The sequence below is a fragment of the Halobaculum rarum genome (assembly GCF_040025155.1).
In the GTDB taxonomy this organism is placed as follows: Archaea; Halobacteriota; Halobacteria; order Halobacteriales; family Haloferacaceae; genus Halobaculum; species Halobaculum rarum.
On sequence record NZ_CP157275.1, the window covers coordinates 182,042 to 199,220 of the forward strand.

Below are 17,179 nucleotides of genomic sequence, written 5' to 3' on the forward strand. Positions count from 1 at the left end.
GAAGCGGTTCCGGTTAGTAGTCGGATTCCTCCGGAATCCGATAACATCGACGGGGTTTCGCCGAGCGGTTCCCGCAGGCCGCCGTCGACGGCCGAGGAAACCCGAGGCGAAAAGCGGTCGTGCTTCAGTCCGCGATCGCCTCGTCGCCCGCGGCGGCGACGCCCGCGTCGCGCACCCAGAGATCCCCGAACAGGTCGTCCTGCTCCAGGGTGATCTCCCCGCGGTGCGCGAGGAACAGCAGCGCGAGATACGTCATCACGGCGGTGCTCCCCGCGTCCGAGACCTCCCGGAACAGCACCTCGCCGCGCCCGCGCTCGTACTGCGGGCGCAGTCGCGTGCGAACGTTCTCGATGACCGTTTCGATGTCCTCCTCGTGTGCCGTCCCCGTCACGTCGTCCTCGCCGGGCTCGCCCTCGCGGCGGAGGTCGTCGGCGCCGCGGTACTCCAGCGTCTGCGTGCCGCGGGAGAACCCCCGCGGCGACTCGCTGGTGTCGTACTCGCGCGACTCCTTCCACCAGGTGTCCCGCTCGGCCTCCCGGAGCTCCCGGACGAGTTCGTCCAGCGTCTCGGGCGACCCGCGGGTGCTCTTGCGCTCCAGTCGCCGGTCCATCTCGTCCTCCAGCGCGTTCACCGGGTCGAAGCCGTCGTCGATCGGCGCGTCGTCGACCATCGCGGCGTCGCCCTCGAAGGCCCGTTCCCACGGCTCGAGGTCGTCCTCGGGGTCGTCCTCGTCGTCCGCGGCGAGCATGTCGTCGGACTTCATCCGCAGGAGGACGCTCGCGTAGAACAGCGCCCGCCCGCCCGTCCGGAGGTCGGCCTCGTCGAGGCGTTCGAGGAACGCGTCGGTCACCTCGACCACGTCGATGTCCCACGGGTCGATCTCGCCCTCCTCCGCGAGGTTGACCAGCACCTCGACCGGCTCGACCTCGTCGTCGTCGGTCTCGTCGGGCGGGACGATCCCCGCGTCGCCGGGCGCCTCAATCATCCGCGCTCGCCTCCGGCATCGGCTCGCCGTCCTCACCCAACTGGATGCCGGTGACGGCGGAGACGTTGTCCGACTGCATCGTCACGCCGATGGCGCGCTCGGAGCGCTCCAACAGCGCCGAGCGGTGGCTGACGACGACGAACTGTGCCTCCCCCGCGAGGTCGTGGACCATCTCGCCGACGCGCTCGGCGTTGACCGCGTCGAGGAAGGCGTCGACCTCGTCGAGCGCGTAGAACGGGGCGGGGTTGTGCCGCTGGATGGCGAAGATGAACGCCAGCGCCGTCAGCGACTTCTCCCCGCCCGACATCGCGTCGAGCCGCTGGACCGGCTTGTCCGCCGGCTGCGCCTTCATCGTCAGCCCGCCCTCGAAGGGGTCCTCGGGGTCCTCCAGCACCAACTCGCCGGTCCCGGCCGACAGCCGCTGGAAGATCTCGGTGAACTGCTCGTCGATCGCCTCGAAGGCGTCCATGAACGTCGCCTTCTTCTGGGACTCGAACTGGTCGATGCGCTCCGCGATCGCCTCGCGCTCCTCGACGAGCACGTCGCGGCGCTCCTGAAGGTCCTCCAGATCCGCTTGTACGTCGTCGTACTCGTCGATCGCGAGCATGTTGACCGGCTCGAGTTCCTCCATTTCCGCGGACAGTCGATCGATCTCGGACTCGACGGTGTCGTGGTCGGGGATCTCCTCGGGGTCGTAGCTGCCGACTTGTTCTTCCAACGAGTCGATCTCCCACTCCAGGCGCTCTGCCGTCTCGCGCAGCGACTCCAGCTTCGAGACCACGCGCTCGACCTTCGACTCCTGTTCGTCGCGTGCGGCTTTCGCCTCGCGGAACGACTCCTTGACGGCCTCGCGGTCCTCCTTGAGGTCCGCGAGCTCGTCCTCCAGCTCGGCGATGGCGTCGCGCTTCTCCTCGAGCGTCGCCTCCTTCTCGTCGATTCGCTCCTCGAACTCGTCGATCCGTTCTTCGGCGTCGGCCTTCTTCGACTGCGCCTCCTCGACGGTGTCGTGGAGGTCGTCGACGGCGTCCTCCGCGTACTGCTTTTCCAGTTGCAGCTGGTTCAACTCGCCGTCGAGGTCGTCCATCCGCTCCTCGAGGTCGTCGATCTCCGCCCGGATCTCGTCGGCTCGCGCGGACAGCTCCGGGATCTTCGAGTCGGCCAGCTCCGCTTCCAGTTCCTCGATGTCGGCCTCGACGGTCCCGATCTCCTCGTCGGCCGCGTCGATATCCTCGTCGAGGCCGGTCATCTCCTCGTCGACGGACTCGCGCTCCTCGCGCAGTTCCTCGAGGCGCTCCTCCAGTTCCCCGATCCGGCCCTCCTTCTCCTCGAGTTTCTCCTCGGCTCGCTCGATGTCGGACTCGATGTCGCGCACCTTCTCGGCGGCGTCGGAGGCACGCGAGCGGGCGTCGTCGAGGTCGCCGTCGATGTCGGCGATCTCGGCTTTGATCCGCTGGCGCTCGTCCTCCAGCTCGTGGATCTCCTCGGCGACGCGCTCCAGCTTCCCCTTCCCGGACTTCGAGAAGGAGTACCGGGAGCCGCCGCCGGAGCCGCCGGTCATCGCGCCGGACTTCTCCACGAGGTCCCCGTCCAGCGTCACCATCCGGTAGTTGCCCATCAGGTGCCGGGCGGTGTCCATGTCCTCGACGACCAGCGTCGACCCGAGCACGTACGAGAAGATCCCCTCGTACTCGGAGTCGTAGTCGACGAGGTTACGCGCGAAGTCGACGACGCCGGGGTCGTTCGGCAGCGACGGGAGCCCGCGGTTGTCCATCTCCGTGATCGGGAGGAACGTCGCGCGCCCCGCGTTGCGCTGTTTCAGGTAGTCGATACAGTCGGAGCCGACGCCGTCGTCGTCGACGACGACGTTCGCGAGCCGGCCGCCAGCGGCGGTCTCACACGCCTTCGCGTACTCGCCGGGCACCGACGCGAGTTCGCCCACGGGGCCGTGGACGCCGCCGAACTGCGCGTTCGTGACGGTCGTGACCGCCCGCGGCCACGAGGTGTCGCCGGAGTCGCCGGCGCGGGCCTCCAGCTGGGAGTACTCCTGTTGCTTCTCACGGATGTCCTCCTCGACCCCGTCGAGTTCCTCCTGGTACTCGGCCTTCTCGGCGCGGAGGTCCTCGATAACGCCGTCGATGTTGGCCTTGTTCTTCTCGGCCTTGTCGAGCTCCGAGTGGAGGTTCGAGACCCGCTCGTTCAACCGCGGGATCGCCTCGCGCGTCTCCTGGATCTCGTCCTCGACGTCGCCGATCTCGTTCGACCGCCGGCGCGCGTCGTCGAGCAGGCGGTCCTTCTCGCGCTGGAGTTCGTTCTTCTCGGCGCGCAACTCCTCCAGCGACTCTTTCCTGTCCGCGAGATCGGCTTTCAGCTCGTCGAACTCGGTGTCGACGCTGTCGATCTCGGCCTGGACCTCGGCCAACTCGGTCTGCTTGGACGTGAGCGTCGACTTCAGGTTCGCCGTCTCGACTTTCGTCTCGCGGATCTCCGAGTCGAGCTCGTCGATCTCCTCGCTCTTCTTGTCGATGGCGACGAACGCGTCACGACGTTCGGTCTCGGCCTCCTCGACGCGCTCGCGCTGGTTCTCGATCTTCCCCTCGAGTCGGGAGACGTCGCCTTTGACCTCCTCGATCTCGGCTTTGATGGCGATCTGTTCGTCCTCACCCTTGCGCTCGATCTCGCGGTTGATCTCGTCGAGGTCCTCCTCGAGGTCGTCGACGCGAGCCTGTCGCTCGTCGAGCTCCCCGCGCAGGCCTTCGAGTTCGTCCTCGCGGGACTCCATGGAGGCGCGAGTGCTCGCGAGGTCCTCCCGTTTATCCTCCAACTCGGCGGCCTTGAGGTAGCCCTCGTACTCCTCTTTCTCGTCGCGAAGGTCCTGATACTCGAGGGCCGTCTCGCGCTCGTCGGCCAGCTGGTCGAGCCGGTCCTCCTTCTCCCCGATACGGAGGTCAGCTTCGTCGATTCGCTCCTCGACCGTCTCCAGTTCGCCGAAGGCGTCCTCCTTCTTGGCGTCGAACTCGGCGACGCCCGCGATCTCGTCGATGATCCCCCGTCGCTCGTGGGGGGTCATGTTGATGATATCGGTCACGTCGCCCTGCATGACGACGTTGTAGCCTTCCGGGGTGACGCCGGCCTGCGCGAGCAGGTCCTGGATGTCCGAGAGGTTGACCGAGCGGCCGTTGAGGTAGTAGTACGAGTAGTAGTTGTCGTCGGTCTCCTTCACCCGGCGCTTGATCGTGATCTCGTCGGCGTCGCCGACGTCTTCGCTGCCGGCGGCGCTGACGACCTGCGAGCGGTCCAGCTTCCCGTCCGAGTTGTCGAGGACGACCTCGACGCTCGCCTCCCGGTCGCCGGAGGGTCCCTCGCCGTCGTCGAAGCCGGGGTTGTAGATGAGGTCGGTGAGTTTCTCCGCGCGGATACCGCGCGTTCGCGCGAGCCCCAGCGCGAACAACACCCCGTCGATGATGTTCGATTTCCCGGACCCGTTGGGCCCGGTGATGACCGTGAAGTCCTCGTAGAAGGGGATCCGCGTCGGTCGCCCGAAGCTCTTGAAGTTGTCCAGTACGAGTTCCTTGATGTGCATGCGTGAGGTGGAACGTGGTGTGATACCCGTCGTGCCGCCGTGACCGACGGCACTGCGGGCTCGAGTACGCGTCGGTGGCCGTTACGCGACGATAATGTCGTCGGAGTCGTCGGAGGAGTCGGACTCCTCGGCCGTCTCCTCGTCGGCGCCGCGGGCCGCCTTCTGAGCCGAGCCCTCCTCGTCGGCCATCGTGCGGTCGTCGTCGGCGCCGTTCGTCGCCGACTCGTTCGGGACGAACTCGGCGTTCGGATTACGATCGGGCGTCGACTCCGCTTCGACCTTCGTCGCCTGCTCCAACTGCGAGAGACGCTCTTTCGCTTCCACTAGTTCCTCTGTCAGTCCGTCCACGGCCGCCTGCAGCTCGGCGACCTGTGCCTCGAGATCCTCGACCCGATTTCCCATACACGGGAACCGCCGCCCATCCGTATAAATCCGCGTCAGACGGACGGGTACCCCCGATACACGCCCCGATACCGGATATACCGGGGGTTTCAGGGTTCGTCCGGGAGGATCTCTATACGATCACTATACACTCTATTACGATATATTGAATTGTTGCGCGGCGTCAAGCGGTAGGTCCCTCGTACTGCCAGTATCGGTCTTCTAACAGAGAGTACCAGCCTCGTAACATAGTGGCCTACACGGGATCCCGCGTACGAATGTATGAACCTAGCCCGGTGAACCGCGGTACCAGTGGAGGTCGATGACCGATGAGTGACGGCGAGGACACGTCCGCGTTCGTTCTCGGGCTCGACGGCGTCCCCTGGAACCTGATCGAGCGCTGGGTCGGAGAGGGCGAGCTCCCGGCGTTCGCTCGGCTGTTCGAATCGGGAACGGTGGGGCCGTTGAAAAGTACTACCCCGGCGTCGACCCCGCTGGCGTGGCCGTCGATCGCGACCGGTCGACGACCTGACGGGCACGGATCGTACTGGTTCCGGACCCTCCGCCCCGATTACACGCACTCGGTGACGATGAGCCACGAGATCGACGGCCCCTACGCGTGGGACCTGCTCACGCCGGCGTCCGTCGCGAACGTCCCGATGACGTATCCCGCACAGTCACTGGACGGTCATATGGTCACCGGGATGATGACCCCGCACAAACGCGAGGGATTCACGCACCCGCCCGAGCTGGCGGAGACGCTCGCCGAGCGCGTTCCGGACTACCAGATCGGACTCGACTGGGAGTCGTACGACGGCGACAAGCGCGAGTTCGCCGCCGAGATCGACGACGTGGTCGACGGTCGTGAGCGCTTGCTCGAGTACCTGCTTGCCGAGACTGAGTTCAGGTTGGGATTCGTCGTGTTCACCGCGCCCGACCGCCTCCAGCACCTCGTGTGGGACGAGGACGTGCTCCTCGAACACTACCAGCGCCTCGACGAGGTGCTCGCGACCGTCCAGTCGTACGTCGACGAACGCGACGGGACGCTGTTCGTCGTCTCGGACCACGGGTTCGGCCCGGCCGAGCGCATCGTCTCAGCCAACCGAGCGCTCGAGCTCGAGGGGCTACTCGCCCGCCGCACCGACGAGGGGACGCGGGGCGTCCTCGGTCGACTGGGCGTGACCAAATCGACGGTTCGGGGGTGGCTCGACCGCGTCGGCATCGACGACGCCACCCTCGTCGAGTCCGTTCCACAGGGGCTCGTCGACATGGTCGCGATGCAGGTCCCCGGCACCAACGCGGTCTACGACATCGATTACGAGGATTCCCTGGCGTTCGTCCGCGGCGCCGGCTCGGTGTATCTCAACCGAACCGACCGGTTCGAGTCCGGCACCGTCGAACCCGACGAGGTACCGGAATACAAATCGCGGGTACGAGCGTGTCTCGAGTCGGTGACGGACCCGGAGACCGGCGAGCGTGTCCTCGAGGTGTTCGACGGCGACGAGCTGTTCCCGACCGACGACACCTCGCCCGATCTCATCGTGGAAGCCGACCCGGGATACCTCGTGCAGACGCCGCTCGCCGACGAGGTGGTGGTCGACGCACAGTCCACCGCCGCCGGACACCGTCCGGAGGGGATCTTCCTCGCGTCCGGTCCGGACATCGCAGCGGGCCGTCAGATCGACGGGGCCACGGTCTTCGACGTGCTCCCGACGCTCCTGCACGCGCTCGGCGAACCCGTTCCGACGACCGTCGACGGCGAGGTGCTCGACTCGGTGTTCGCCGACGGGAGCGAGCCGGCCGTCACCGAACCGACCGCTCGTACGTGCGAGGGGACCGATCGGGAGCGCCGGGCGCCGCCGAGTGAACGCGCCGAGACGAACGGAGCGGAAGCGGACGACGACACCTCCGATGCCGTCGAGGAACGCCTCCGCGGGCTGGGGTACATCGACGACTGAGTGACGTTCGGAGCGGTATCGACGCTCGGAGTGGTACGAGTCACACGCGGTAGCAACCACAACCACCAAACGCGGGCCACCCCTACCGGCGGGCGATGAACACTCGCGCAGTCCGCGGCGTCCTCCTCGCGGGGCTGTTGTTCCTCATCGTCCACATCGGCGCAGTCTCGCTGGCGCCCACCTTCGAGGCGGCCGGCTACCAGACGGTCGAGGACCCGCAGAACCCGACCAACTCCGCGCTGTATCTCGGCGCCATCCTCGTCGTCACGGCGCTGATGCTCGCGGCGTTCAAGTACGACTTCGACTGGGCGGTCCGGCTCGTCATCGTGGCCTCCTCGGGGATGCTCTCGTGGTACGTGTTCTCGGTGTTCCTCCCCGGGATCGCCGCCGTCGTCGCCGCCGGACTCGTCGCCGTCGCCCTGCTCGCGTACCCAGAGTGGTACGTCATCGACGCCGCCGGCGCGCTGATGGGCGCCGGCGCCGCGGGGCTGTTCGGCATCTCCTTCGGGCTCCTGCCGGCGATCGTCCTCCTGACGGTGCTCGCGGTGTACGACGCTATCTCGGTGTACGGCACCGAGCACATGCTCGATCTCGCGGAGGGCGTCCTCGATCTCAATATCCCCGTCGTACTCGTCATCCCGCTGGAGTGGTCGTACTCGCTGCTCGACGAGGGGTCGACCGAGGGCGCCACCGAGGGGACCGACGAGGACGAGCGCGACGTCTTCTTCATCGGCCTCGGCGACGCGGTGATGCCCGCGGTGATGGCCGCCTCGGCGGCGTTCTGGTCCCCCGCGCCGGCGTTCGGGCTTCCGGTCGTCCCCGCGATGGGGCTGCCGACGCTGTTGGCCATCGTCGGGACGTTCGTCGGCCTCGGAATCCTCATGCGGATGGTACTGAAGGGTCGCCCGCACGCCGGCCTCCCGCTGTTGAACGGCGGCGCCATCGGCGGCTACCTGCTCGGCTCGGTTCTCGCGGGCGTCCCGCTCGTGCAGGCGCTCGGGCTGGCGCAGTACCTGTGACTGATCGTCCCGTGGCCGGCCGTCCCGTCGCCGGGAAACTGTCCCGTGGGCTTCGGGATCCTCGCGTCCGCGGCGCCGCCGGGATCGGCGTCCTGTTTCTCGCGGTCCAACTGCTCGCGCTCGCGGCGGCGCCGCGGCTCGCCGGCTCCGGCGTCAGCTACGGGAGCGGCGGCGACGCGCTCGTCCCGCTGGTCCTTGGTCTCGCGGTCGGCACCGTCCTCTCGCTGGCGGTGGTCCGGTACGGCGCCAGCCGCCGTCTCGTGCGCGGGGTGATGCTCGTATCCCTCGGCGCAGCCCAGTGGTTCGCCCTCTCGGCGTTCCTGGAGCCCGTCGCGGGCGCCGTCGCCGCGGCCGCGGGAACCGTCCTCGCGTGGCGCGTCCCCCGCCCCGCCGTCCGCAACGCGGTCGCCGTCGTCGGCGTCGCCGGCGGCGCCGCACTGTTCGGCGCGAGCCTCGCCCCCGCGTACGCCGCCGGCGCGCTGGTGCTCGCGGCCGGCTACGACGCCTACGCGGTGTACGGCTCGGGTCACATGCTCGATATGGCCGACGCGAGCGCCGCTCTCCGGGTTCCGTCGATGTTCGTCGTTCCCACCGACGACGGCTACGACGACGCGAGCGCGACCGTCTCCGGCGGCGGGACGCCCGCGGCGACGCTTCTGGGCGCCGGCGACGCGCTGTTTCCCGCGATGCTGACCGCGAGTGTCGGGGTCGGAGCGCCGGGGACGCTCGCCGCGGCCGCGCCGCTTCTCGGGTCCCTCGTCGGCCTCGCCGCGCTCCAGGTGCTCGTCCATCGCGTCCGCGGCGTCCACGCCGGCCTGCCGTTCGTCAACGGCGGCGCGCTCGTCGGCTGGCTGGCGCTGCTGCTGGCGTGATGGGGGCGAATGCTGTCGATGCTGATGGGTCGCTACGTCGTTTCAGAGGGGGAACGCGAGAACTCGTCCGCGGGCGCCGGTCACTCCGGGCCGGCGCCCGATCGCACCTTCACCGCCATGCCCGACGAGAAGTCGCGCATCTCCGCCGCGGCCAGTTCCGCCCGGCCGACGCCGAGCACGGTGTCGTCCTCGTGAACGACGACGACCTCGTCGCGCGGGCGCACGGACTCGCCCACGCCGCCGACGAACTTCGCGAACACGTTCTTCCCGTCCCGGACGAACGGCGCCGACTCGTCGCCGACGACGACGCTGTACTCGGGGTGCGGTAGCGCCGATCGGAGCCGTCGGCCGCCCTCGACGCCCAGGGTGAATCGACCGTCCGTCAGGTACGAGACGATCCGCCCGGCGTCGCAGGTGACCTGTCGCGGCCGGCCGCTCGTCGAGCGCCGGACCGTCACGTCCTCGTCGGCCGGGAACAGCGCCTCGCCCGCGCCCGCGCCGAACTGGTAGTCCGCGACCGTCCGGAGGTCCTCGAGGGTCGCGTCGCCGCTCATAGGAGGAACGTGTCCTCCCGTTCGCTCATATCGACGAACGAGTCGGCCGCGTCTTTCAGGTCCGCCGCCGCGGACTCCTCGAAGGCGACGACCTCGACGCGGACGCCCTCGTGGCGGAGATGCGAGCACAGGCGCGAGAAGTCGGCGTCGCCGGTGCACAACACGACCGTGTCCACGTGATCGGCGAGCGTCACGGCGTCGAGGCTGATCCCCACGTCCCAGTCGGCCTTCTTCGACCCGTCGCCGAACGTTTTGATGTCCTTGATCTTCGTCTCGAACCCGATGTCGCGCAGCGCCTCGAAGAACGACCCCTCGTCGGGCGAGTCCGCGCGGATGACGTACGCGATCGCTCGGGTCAGCTGCCGCCCCATCACGGCTTTCTCCAACATCTTCGAGTAGTCGACGTTCCGGGAGTAAACGCTCTGGGCGGAGTGATACAGGTTCTGCGAGTCGGCCAACACGGCCACCCGCTGTCCCTCGTGTATCTCGGTCATATCTGTGGGTGTCGGACCGGGCGTTTAGTCGTGTCGGGGCGCACCGCCGTTGTGGGTGGCCCGGTCAGCCCGAGCCGAACCGGAGTCGCCGATACCCCCGCCGGTACACGAGCGCGTACCCCGGCACGAGCGACAGCGGCCCGGCCACGCCGAGCCATACGAGTTGTGAGGACGGATCCGGCGGTGCGAAGACGGCAGTGAAGACGAACGCGACGGTCCCCGCCGCCGCGACGGTCGCCGCCGCGCGCTCTCCCCTCCCGGTCGATCGCGATCGCTCGCGGCGGCGGGCATACACGAGGAGGTAGTACACCCCCGCGGGCCAGAGGGCGACGCTACCGGCGCCCCAGACGGTCGGGACGCCGGAACCGCGGGCGTCGGCGTCCCGAGCGATAGCGTAGGCGAACGCGAGGACGGCGCAGCCGGCGAACGTCAGCCCGACCACGCCGAGCGGCCAAGACACGGGGACAGCGAGTGGAATCGGACCCATGAGGGCAGCGTAGCGGGACACGAGTCGACGGAACGCCACCGCGGAGCAAAGGGTTTCCGCCGATCGCACGACGCCGACAGCTACACCAGCTTCGGCGACCATCTCGCGGTATGGCATCCTCACTCGAAGATCTGCCGGACCGCTTCGCCGGGCTCAGCCACGAGGACCACGTCCGCGAGGCGATCGAGTTAGCTCGGGGCGCCGCCGAGCGCGGCGACGACCCGTACGGCTCCGTGCTCGTGCGCGCCCCGGACGACGAGATCGCGATGACGGAGCGCAACGCCGTCAACACCGAGGACGACGTGCGCCGACATCCGGAGCTGACGCTCGCCCACCGCGCCGCGCGGGAGTTCTCGCCCGCACAGCGGGCGGACCTGATCATGTACACCAGCACCGAGCCGTGCCCGATGTGCGCGGGCGGGATCGCCCACGTCGGTCTCGGGGCTGTCGTCCATTCCACCTCGGCCGAGCGCGGCGCCGAGCTGTACGGCTCGGACTCGTGTCTCCCCTCCGCGGAGGTGTACGACCGACTCGGCAGCGATGTTGTCGCCGCCGGGGCTGTGCTGCCCGAGGTGGGCGACGCCGTTCACCGAGATTACGGCGGTATCACCGGCGAGTAGACGGCGCGCCGTCCTCTGGGCCGCGCGGTCGACCGAGCCGGACCGTCGACCGCCGAATCACGAGGTGTTTTGTCGCGGCCGACCGGAAGCGAGTGCATGACCGATTCCACCGGCGCGTCCGACGGGGGTCGCCGCGAGGCCGCGCTCGTCGACGCGTTCACGACCGAGCCGCTCGCGGGCAACGTCGCGGGCGTCGTCCCCGACGCCGCGGGGCTCGACGACGGACAGATGCGGGCGATCGCGAACGAACTGGGCGCCAGCGAGACGGCGTTCGTCCGTCCCTCGGCGGAGGCCGACCGCCGGGTGCGCTACTTCTCGCCGACGACGGAGGTGGATCTGTGTGGCCACGCGACCGTCGCCTCCCACGCCCGCCTGTTCGAAACGGGAGCGATCGACGCGGGGACGCACTCGCTGGAGACGAACGTCGGCGTCATCGAGATCGAGGTGACCGACGAGGGCCGGGTGTGGATGACCCAGAACCCGCCGACCGTGTACGAGGTCGAGGTCGACTACGGCCGCCTCGGCGACGTGCTCGGCGTCTCCAGCGAGGCGTTCCGCGACGTGGGCGCGGAACTCCCCGTCGCGTACGCGTCCTCGGGGTTGCCGTTCCTCGTCGTCCCGGTGAACTTCCTCGAACACCTCGGCGACATGACCCCCGACTTCGACGCCGTCGAGGCGCTGGCCGACGAACACGACGCCGCCGGCGTGTACGCGTTCACCTTCGACGCGCTCGGCCCCGACTCCACGGCCCACGGGCGATGTTTCGTCCCCGGCAGCGGCATCGACGAGGACCCCGTGACCGGAACCGCAAGCGGCGCCTGCGGCGCCTACCTCGATCACTTCGCCGCGTTCAGCGGCGGCGACACCAGCGGCGTTCCCGGTTCCGATGGCGGCAGCACCGGGGACGGAGGCGCCGGCAGCGACGCGGGAACGCCCGAGGAACTGGTGTTCGAGCAGGGCCACTACGTCGACCGCCCGGGGCGGGTTCTGGTACGCCCCGGCGACGGCGACGGCGGCGCGCCGGTCGTCGGCGGCGACACGGTGACCGCGTTCGAGGGCGAGATCCGCGTTCCCGAGAGCGACGACGACGAGATCATCGAAGTCTAACTTTCTGCACCGATTCCGGTCGCTGCCCTGCGGGTAGTTCGTCGAACGAGACTTTCGACAAAGGAGAACGACGAACGACGATCCGGCGCAACTACTGTCCCTGTACCGCATCCAACGCCTCCTCGGGGGAGCGGTCGGGTGTCGCGTCGGGGTTCTCCATGAGATACGCCTCGGCGTCGCCGATCGTCGCCTCGTTCTCCAGCCCGTACGCGCGGGCCGTCGCCGCGTCCGCGCTGGCGTCGACTACCTCGGGTACGTCGGTCAGCTCGTCGTCGTCCTCGCCGACGTGGCGGCGAACGATCACCGCGGCCGTGACGGCCGCGAGGACGGCGCCGGCCGCGAGCCCGAGCGTGCCCGCGAGCAGCCAGCCCGCGGCGGGCAGTCCGACCGCGGCGATCGGGACGAGCGCGAGCACGAGACGGCGACGGGAGCGCGCTCTGCGTTCGTACGTCATCACCACGTCGGATCCGGCGCCGGCGGGGACGACGCGATGGACCGGCTCGGGGTCCTCCTCGTACCGGAGCACGTCCCAGCGGTCGGCGGCCGCCGCCGCGAGGTACGGCTCCTCGGGCGGCTCGTCGTCCGCCGCGTCGGTTCCGGTGGTATCGCTCACACTCCGTCTCGGGAACGGGCCGTCGAAAACCCCGCGGTTCCTGTGGACTCCCGAGAGTCGTGCGGTCGACCACGCGCACACAGGCGGCGACACCGACAGAGACTGTAGTTCTCGAAACGCCACGAGCTCCGCCGAGAGGTACTCAGAACCGAGTATAGACTTTCGATCCGTTGCGTCGGTCGATACCTTCTTGGTCCAGTCCTCGCTCCCTCAAGATACGAAATGGCTGTACTTTGGCTGGACGACGTCTCCGCCGACGACCTGGACACCGTCGGCGGAAAAGGGGCCTCGTTGGGGGAGCTGACCGGCGCCGGCCTGCCGGTCCCGCCGGGGTTCGTGGTGACCGCGGGCACCTACCGAACGTTCATCGAGGAGGCGGGCATCGACGAGGAGCTGTTCGCCGCCATGGAGATCGACCCCGAGGACTCCGCGGCGCTGCGGGCGGCCGAGCAGACCGCCAGGGACCTCATTCTCGGGACGGAGCTCCCCGAGTCCGTGCGCGAAGAGATCCTCGACACCTACCGGACGATGGGCGACGACGGCAAGGAGGCGTTCGTCGCGGTCCGCTCGTCGGCGACCGCGGAGGACCTCCCGGACGCCTCCTTCGCGGGCCAACAGGAGACGTTCCTCAACGTCCGCGAGGACGCCCTGCTGGAGCGGGTGAAGGAATGCTGGGCGTCGCTGTTCTCCCAGCGCGCCATCTACTACCGGCAACGGCAGGGGTTCCCCCACTCGGAGGTCGACATCGCGGTCGTCGTCCAGCGGATGGTCGACGCCGAGAAGTCCGGCGTGATGTTCACCTCCCACCCCTCGACGGGCGAGCCGGAGATCATCATCGAGGCCGCGTGGGGACTCGGCGAAGCCGTCGTCTCCGGCTCGGTCTCGCCCGACAACTACGTCGTCGACCGCGAGACGGCGGCCGTCGACGAGGTCACCGTCGCCGACAAGAAGCTCCTCATGGAGAAAGACTCCGAGACGGGCGAGACGGTCACGCGCGACGTGCCCGACGACAAACGCGAGGCACGGGTACTCACCGACGAGGAGATCGAGCGGCTCGTCGAGCTCGGCCGGCAGGTGGAGGACCACTACGGAAACCCGCAGGACGTCGAGTGGGCCGTCTACGACGGCGAGGTGTATATGCTCCAGTCACGTCCGATCACGACGATCGCGGACGCCTCGGGGTCGGGTGGGTCCAGCCCGTCGGGGCAGGAGCGTGATGCCGTCGCGAACGGCGGCGTCGACGCCGGGTCGAGCTCGCACGCGAACGCGGGCACGACCGACGGCGACGACGAGGTGCTCTTCCGCGGACTCGGTGCCTCCCCCGGCATCGTCTCGGGCGAGGTCCGGATCGTCACGAAGCTCGATCACCTCGACCAGGTCGCCGAGGGCGACATCATCGTCACCGAGATGACGATGCCGGACATGGTGCCCGCGATGAAGCGCGCGGTCGGTATCATCACCGACGAGGGCGGCATGACCAGCCACGCCGCCATCGTCTCCCGCGAGCTCGGCGTCCCGGCGGTCGTCGGCACCGGCTCGGCCACGAGCGCGCTCTCCGACGGCCAAGTCGTCACCATCGACGGCGACAAGGGGACGATCCGACAGGGCCGCGCGACCAAGGAGGAGGAGGAGTACGAGCCGGTCGAGGCGGTCCGCCCCGAGACGCCGGTCAAGCCGATGACCGCCACGGAGGTGAAGGTGAACGTCTCCATCCCGGAGGCGGCCGAGCGCGCGGCCGCGACCGGCGCCGACGGCGTCGGCCTGCTGCGCATCGAGCACATGGTGCTGTCGCTGGGGGTCACCCCCGAGAAGTACATCGCCGACAACGGCGCCGACGCGTACGTCGAGGAACTCGTCGACGGCATCCGAGAGGTCGCCGAGGAGTTCTACCCGCGGCCCGTCCGCGCGCGGACGCTCGACGCGCCCACCGACGAGTTCCGCGAGCTGGAGGGCGGCGAGAGCGAGCCCGACGAGCATAACCCGATGATGGGGTGGCGGGGCATCCGTCGCTCGCTGGACAAGACGGACGTGTTCCGCCAGGAGCTGACGGCGTTCAAGCGCCTCTACGAGATGGGATACGACAACGTCGAGCTGATGCTCCCGCTGGTGAACGACGCCTCGGACGTGGAGGCGGCGAAGCGCCACATGGAGGCCGTCGGCATCGACCCCGTGAAGCGCCGTTGGGGCGTGATGATCGAGACGCCCGCCAGCGCGCTCGCCATCGAGGAACTGGCCGAGTGCGGCATCGACTTCGCCTCGTTCGGGACGAACGACCTCACGCAGTACACGCTCGCGGTCGACCGCAACAACAGCAACGTGGCCGACCGCTTCGACGAGCTCCACCCGACGGTGCTCAAACTCATCGGCGACGTGATCGAGGCGTGCCGCGAACTCGACGTGGACACCAGCATCTGCGGGCAGGCGGGGTCGAAGCCGGAGATGGTGGACTTCCTCGTCGAGGAGGGCGTCACGAGCATCTCCGCGAACATCGACGCCGTCCGCGACGTGCAACACGAGGTCAAGCGCACCGAGCAGAAGCTGATCCTCGACGACGTGCGCTGACCGCCTCTCGGGCACCGCGGGCGTCGGGTACCCGAAACCGCAATCCCTAATTCCCGCTCCCACCGTTCGTGGGGTAATGCAGCCGTCCGCCGCCGAGCGCCGTCCCCAGTCGTTCGATCGCGTGCTCTCCTCGATGTGCACGGAGCCGCACCCGGCGGCGCGGCGGGCGGCCGAACGCTTTCTCGCGTCAAACCCCGGCGACCCGGCGACCTACGAGACGATCGCCGAACTGGAGCGCGAGGCGGTCGGCGCGCTCGCGGAGGTCACCGGACTCGCCGACGCGGTCGGCGGCGACGGCAGCGATGTCACCGCCCACGGCTACCTCACCAGCGGCGGAACCGAGTCGAACATCCAGGCCGTGCGCTCGGCGCGCGAGCGCGTCGACGCCGCCGATCCGGCCGTCGTCGCGCCCGACTCCGCCCACTTCAGCTTCCACAAGGCGGCGTCAGTGCTCGACGTGGAGCTTCGAACCGTCCCCACCGACGCGGACGGTCGCGCCGACGTGGACGCCGTCACCGCCGCCCTCGACGCCGACGCGGCGCTGATCGTCGCCGTCGCGGGCTCGACGGAGTACGGCCGCGTCGACCCGATCCCCGCGCTCGCGGATCTGGCGGTCGACGCCGGAGTTCCGCTCCACGTCGACGCCGCGTGGGGTGGCTTTCACCTCCCCTTTTCGGGCCACGACTGGGGGTTCGCCGTCGACGGCGTCGAGACGGTGACGATCGACCCCCACAAGGTCGGCCGTGCAGCGGTGCCCGCGGGCGGACTGCTCGCGCGCGACCCCGCGGCGTTGGACGCGCTCACGGTCGACACACCCTACCTCGAAACCGCCTCGCAGGCGAGCCTCACGGGCACCCGCTCGGGCGCGGGCGTCGCCAGCGCGGTCGCGGCGACGGACGCGCTGTGGCCCGACGGCTATCGCGCCGAGTACGAGCGCGCAAGCGACCTGGCCGCGTGGTTCGCGGACGAACTGCGCGGCCGTGGGCTCGGCGTCGTCGATCCGGAGCTCCCACTGGTCGCGTTCGACCTCCCTCGGGCGACGTTCGAGGCCGTCCGCGAGCGCGGCTGGCGGCTCTCGCGGACCGGCGCCGGCGAGGCCCGAGTCGTCGTCATGCCACACGTCTCTCGGGAGTCGCTGTCGGCGTTTCTCGCCGATCTCGACGACCTACGGTGATCTCGGCGGACGCTCGCGTGGGCCAACGGGTTCCGGAGCGATCGACAGCGAAGGGATGGTGGGCCGACACCATTCCTCGCCGGGAACCATCGGACTTATTCTACGCTATCGCCCCTCTTTGATCGTGCTTCCGGTCCCCGCCTCAGCCGCGCTGGCGACGGCCGACACCGTCGCCACGGCGACGTCTGTCGGACTCGCCCCCATCGACGCCGCGGTCCCGCTGGCGAGCGAGCCGTCCTGGTGGCCGGACTTCGGCTGGCTCACGCGGCTCGTCGAGACCGCGACCGGCTGGACCGGGCTGGGGATCATCTTCGTCTACTCGTTTCTCATCGCGTTCGCGCTCCCGGGCGTGAGCGAGGTCGTCCTGTTGGCCCCCTTGGATCTGGGGCTCCCCACGTGGGCGAAACTCTCGGTGATCATGTTCGTCTCCGGGCTCGGGAAGGCCGCGGGCTCCGTGTTTGCGTTCCACATCGGGCAGGAGGCGAAGCAGTCCGGGCCGATCATCAGGTGGCTCCGACGCTCCCGGTTCGACGTGATCGAGTGGTCCGAGAGCACGACCGCGGAGCTGGCGCGTCGGTACGGCTACGGGGGGCTCGCGCTCGCGCTCTCGGTGCCGTTCTTCCCGGACACGATCTCGATTTACGCGTTCGCCGTGCTCGAACGCGACTACTGGCGGTTCGCGCTCGCGACGTTCGTCGGCAGTGTCGGCCGGCTGGTCGTCACGCTCGGCCTGTTCGGCGCCGGCTCGCTCACGCTCGGACTGTTCTGACCCG

General features: G+C 69.2%; 15 protein-coding genes. 8 read left to right on the plus strand and 7 right to left on the minus strand.

The genetic code is table 11. The features are described 5' to 3' along the window. Positions 1 to 124: 124 nt before the first annotated feature. From ABJD39_RS01010 to ABJD39_RS01020, 3 genes are all read right to left on the minus strand, one after another. Positions 125 to 985, minus strand: coding sequence for a ScpA family protein (locus ABJD39_RS01010; RefSeq protein ID WP_348610951.1), 861 nt, complete (start codon positions 983 to 985; stop codon positions 125 to 127). Beyond that, a complete protein-coding gene (gene smc / locus ABJD39_RS01015) occupies positions 978 to 4,565 on the minus strand; it encodes a chromosome segregation protein SMC (RefSeq protein WP_348610954.1) in 3,588 nt (1,195 codons plus the stop codon). The genes ABJD39_RS01010 and smc overlap by 8 nt, the downstream gene beginning before the upstream one ends. 81 nt (positions 4,566 to 4,646) lie before the next feature. Beyond that, positions 4,647 to 4,967 (minus strand): DUF7518 family protein, encoded by a 321-nt coding sequence (locus tag ABJD39_RS01020; protein WP_348610957.1) that lies wholly within the window; start codon positions 4,965 to 4,967, stop codon positions 4,647 to 4,649. A gap of 308 nt (positions 4,968 to 5,275) precedes the next feature. On the opposite strand from ABJD39_RS01020, the gene ABJD39_RS01025 reads away from it, so the two are divergent. From ABJD39_RS01025 to ABJD39_RS01035, 3 genes are all read left to right on the plus strand, one after another. Continuing rightward, positions 5,276 to 6,904 carry an alkaline phosphatase family protein gene (locus ABJD39_RS01025; protein ID WP_348610960.1) on the plus strand — a complete coding sequence of 543 codons (1,629 nt, stop codon included), beginning with the start codon at positions 5,276 to 5,278 and terminating at the stop codon, positions 6,902 to 6,904. Positions 6,905 to 6,999: 95 nt separating this feature from the next. Then, positions 7,000 to 7,923 (plus strand): presenilin family intramembrane aspartyl protease PSH, encoded by a 924-nt coding sequence (locus ABJD39_RS01030; protein ID WP_348610963.1) that lies wholly within the window; start codon positions 7,000 to 7,002, stop codon positions 7,921 to 7,923. Further along, positions 7,920 to 8,795 carry a presenilin family intramembrane aspartyl protease gene (locus ABJD39_RS01035; RefSeq protein ID WP_348610966.1) on the plus strand — a complete coding sequence of 292 codons (876 nt, stop codon included), beginning with the start codon at positions 7,920 to 7,922 and terminating at the stop codon, positions 8,793 to 8,795. Before ABJD39_RS01030 ends, ABJD39_RS01035 begins: the two co-directional genes overlap by 4 nt. An 80-nt stretch (positions 8,796 to 8,875) precedes the next feature. On the opposite strand, the gene ABJD39_RS01040 is transcribed toward ABJD39_RS01035, so the two are convergent. From ABJD39_RS01040 to ABJD39_RS01050, 3 genes are all read right to left on the minus strand, one after another. After that, entirely contained in the window at positions 8,876 to 9,349 is a 474-nt protein-coding gene (locus ABJD39_RS01040; RefSeq protein WP_348610969.1) for a PUA domain-containing protein, read from the minus strand. Then, positions 9,346 to 9,843, minus strand: a complete 498-nt coding sequence (locus tag ABJD39_RS01045; protein ID WP_348610972.1) for an NYN domain-containing protein — start codon at positions 9,841 to 9,843, stop codon at positions 9,346 to 9,348. Before ABJD39_RS01045 ends, ABJD39_RS01040 begins: the two co-directional genes overlap by 4 nt. 64 nt (positions 9,844 to 9,907) lie before the next feature. After that, entirely contained in the window at positions 9,908 to 10,303 is a 396-nt protein-coding gene (locus ABJD39_RS01050; RefSeq protein ID WP_348610974.1) for a DUF7534 family protein, read from the minus strand. 137 nt (positions 10,304 to 10,440) lie between these two features. Here ABJD39_RS01050 and ABJD39_RS01055 point away from each other — a divergent pair, with 137 nt between their 5' ends. Together ABJD39_RS01055 and ABJD39_RS01060 are read left to right on the plus strand one after the other, a co-directional pair. Beyond that, positions 10,441 to 10,950: a nucleoside deaminase gene (locus tag ABJD39_RS01055; RefSeq protein ID WP_348610976.1), complete on the plus strand. Its 510-nt coding sequence runs from the start codon at positions 10,441 to 10,443 to the stop codon at positions 10,948 to 10,950. Between the two features lie 96 nt (positions 10,951 to 11,046). Next, positions 11,047 to 12,057: a PhzF family phenazine biosynthesis protein gene (locus ABJD39_RS01060; RefSeq protein ID WP_348610979.1), complete on the plus strand. Its 1,011-nt coding sequence runs from the start codon at positions 11,047 to 11,049 to the stop codon at positions 12,055 to 12,057. Positions 12,058 to 12,148: 91 nt separating this feature from the next. On the opposite strand, the gene ABJD39_RS01065 is transcribed toward ABJD39_RS01060, so the two are convergent. Next, on the minus strand, positions 12,149 to 12,670 hold the full coding sequence (locus ABJD39_RS01065; RefSeq protein WP_348610982.1) for a hypothetical protein: 522 nt from the start codon (positions 12,668 to 12,670) through the stop codon (positions 12,149 to 12,151). Positions 12,671 to 12,892: 222 nt separating this feature from the next. Here ABJD39_RS01065 and ppsA point away from each other — a divergent pair, with 222 nt between their 5' ends. The 3 genes from ppsA (at position 12,893) to ABJD39_RS01080 (ending at position 17,175) form a co-directional block, all read left to right on the plus strand. Next, on the plus strand, positions 12,893 to 15,232 hold the full coding sequence (gene ppsA, locus ABJD39_RS01070; protein WP_348610985.1) for a phosphoenolpyruvate synthase: 2,340 nt from the start codon (positions 12,893 to 12,895) through the stop codon (positions 15,230 to 15,232). A gap of 76 nt (positions 15,233 to 15,308) precedes the next feature. Then, entirely contained in the window at positions 15,309 to 16,406 is a 1,098-nt protein-coding gene (gene mfnA, locus ABJD39_RS01075; protein ID WP_348610987.1) for a tyrosine decarboxylase MfnA, read from the plus strand. 220 nt (positions 16,407 to 16,626) lie between these two features. Continuing rightward, positions 16,627 to 17,175: a YqaA family protein gene (locus tag ABJD39_RS01080; protein WP_348613677.1), complete on the plus strand. Its 549-nt coding sequence runs from the start codon at positions 16,627 to 16,629 to the stop codon at positions 17,173 to 17,175. Positions 17,176 to 17,179: the final 4 nt, after the last annotated feature.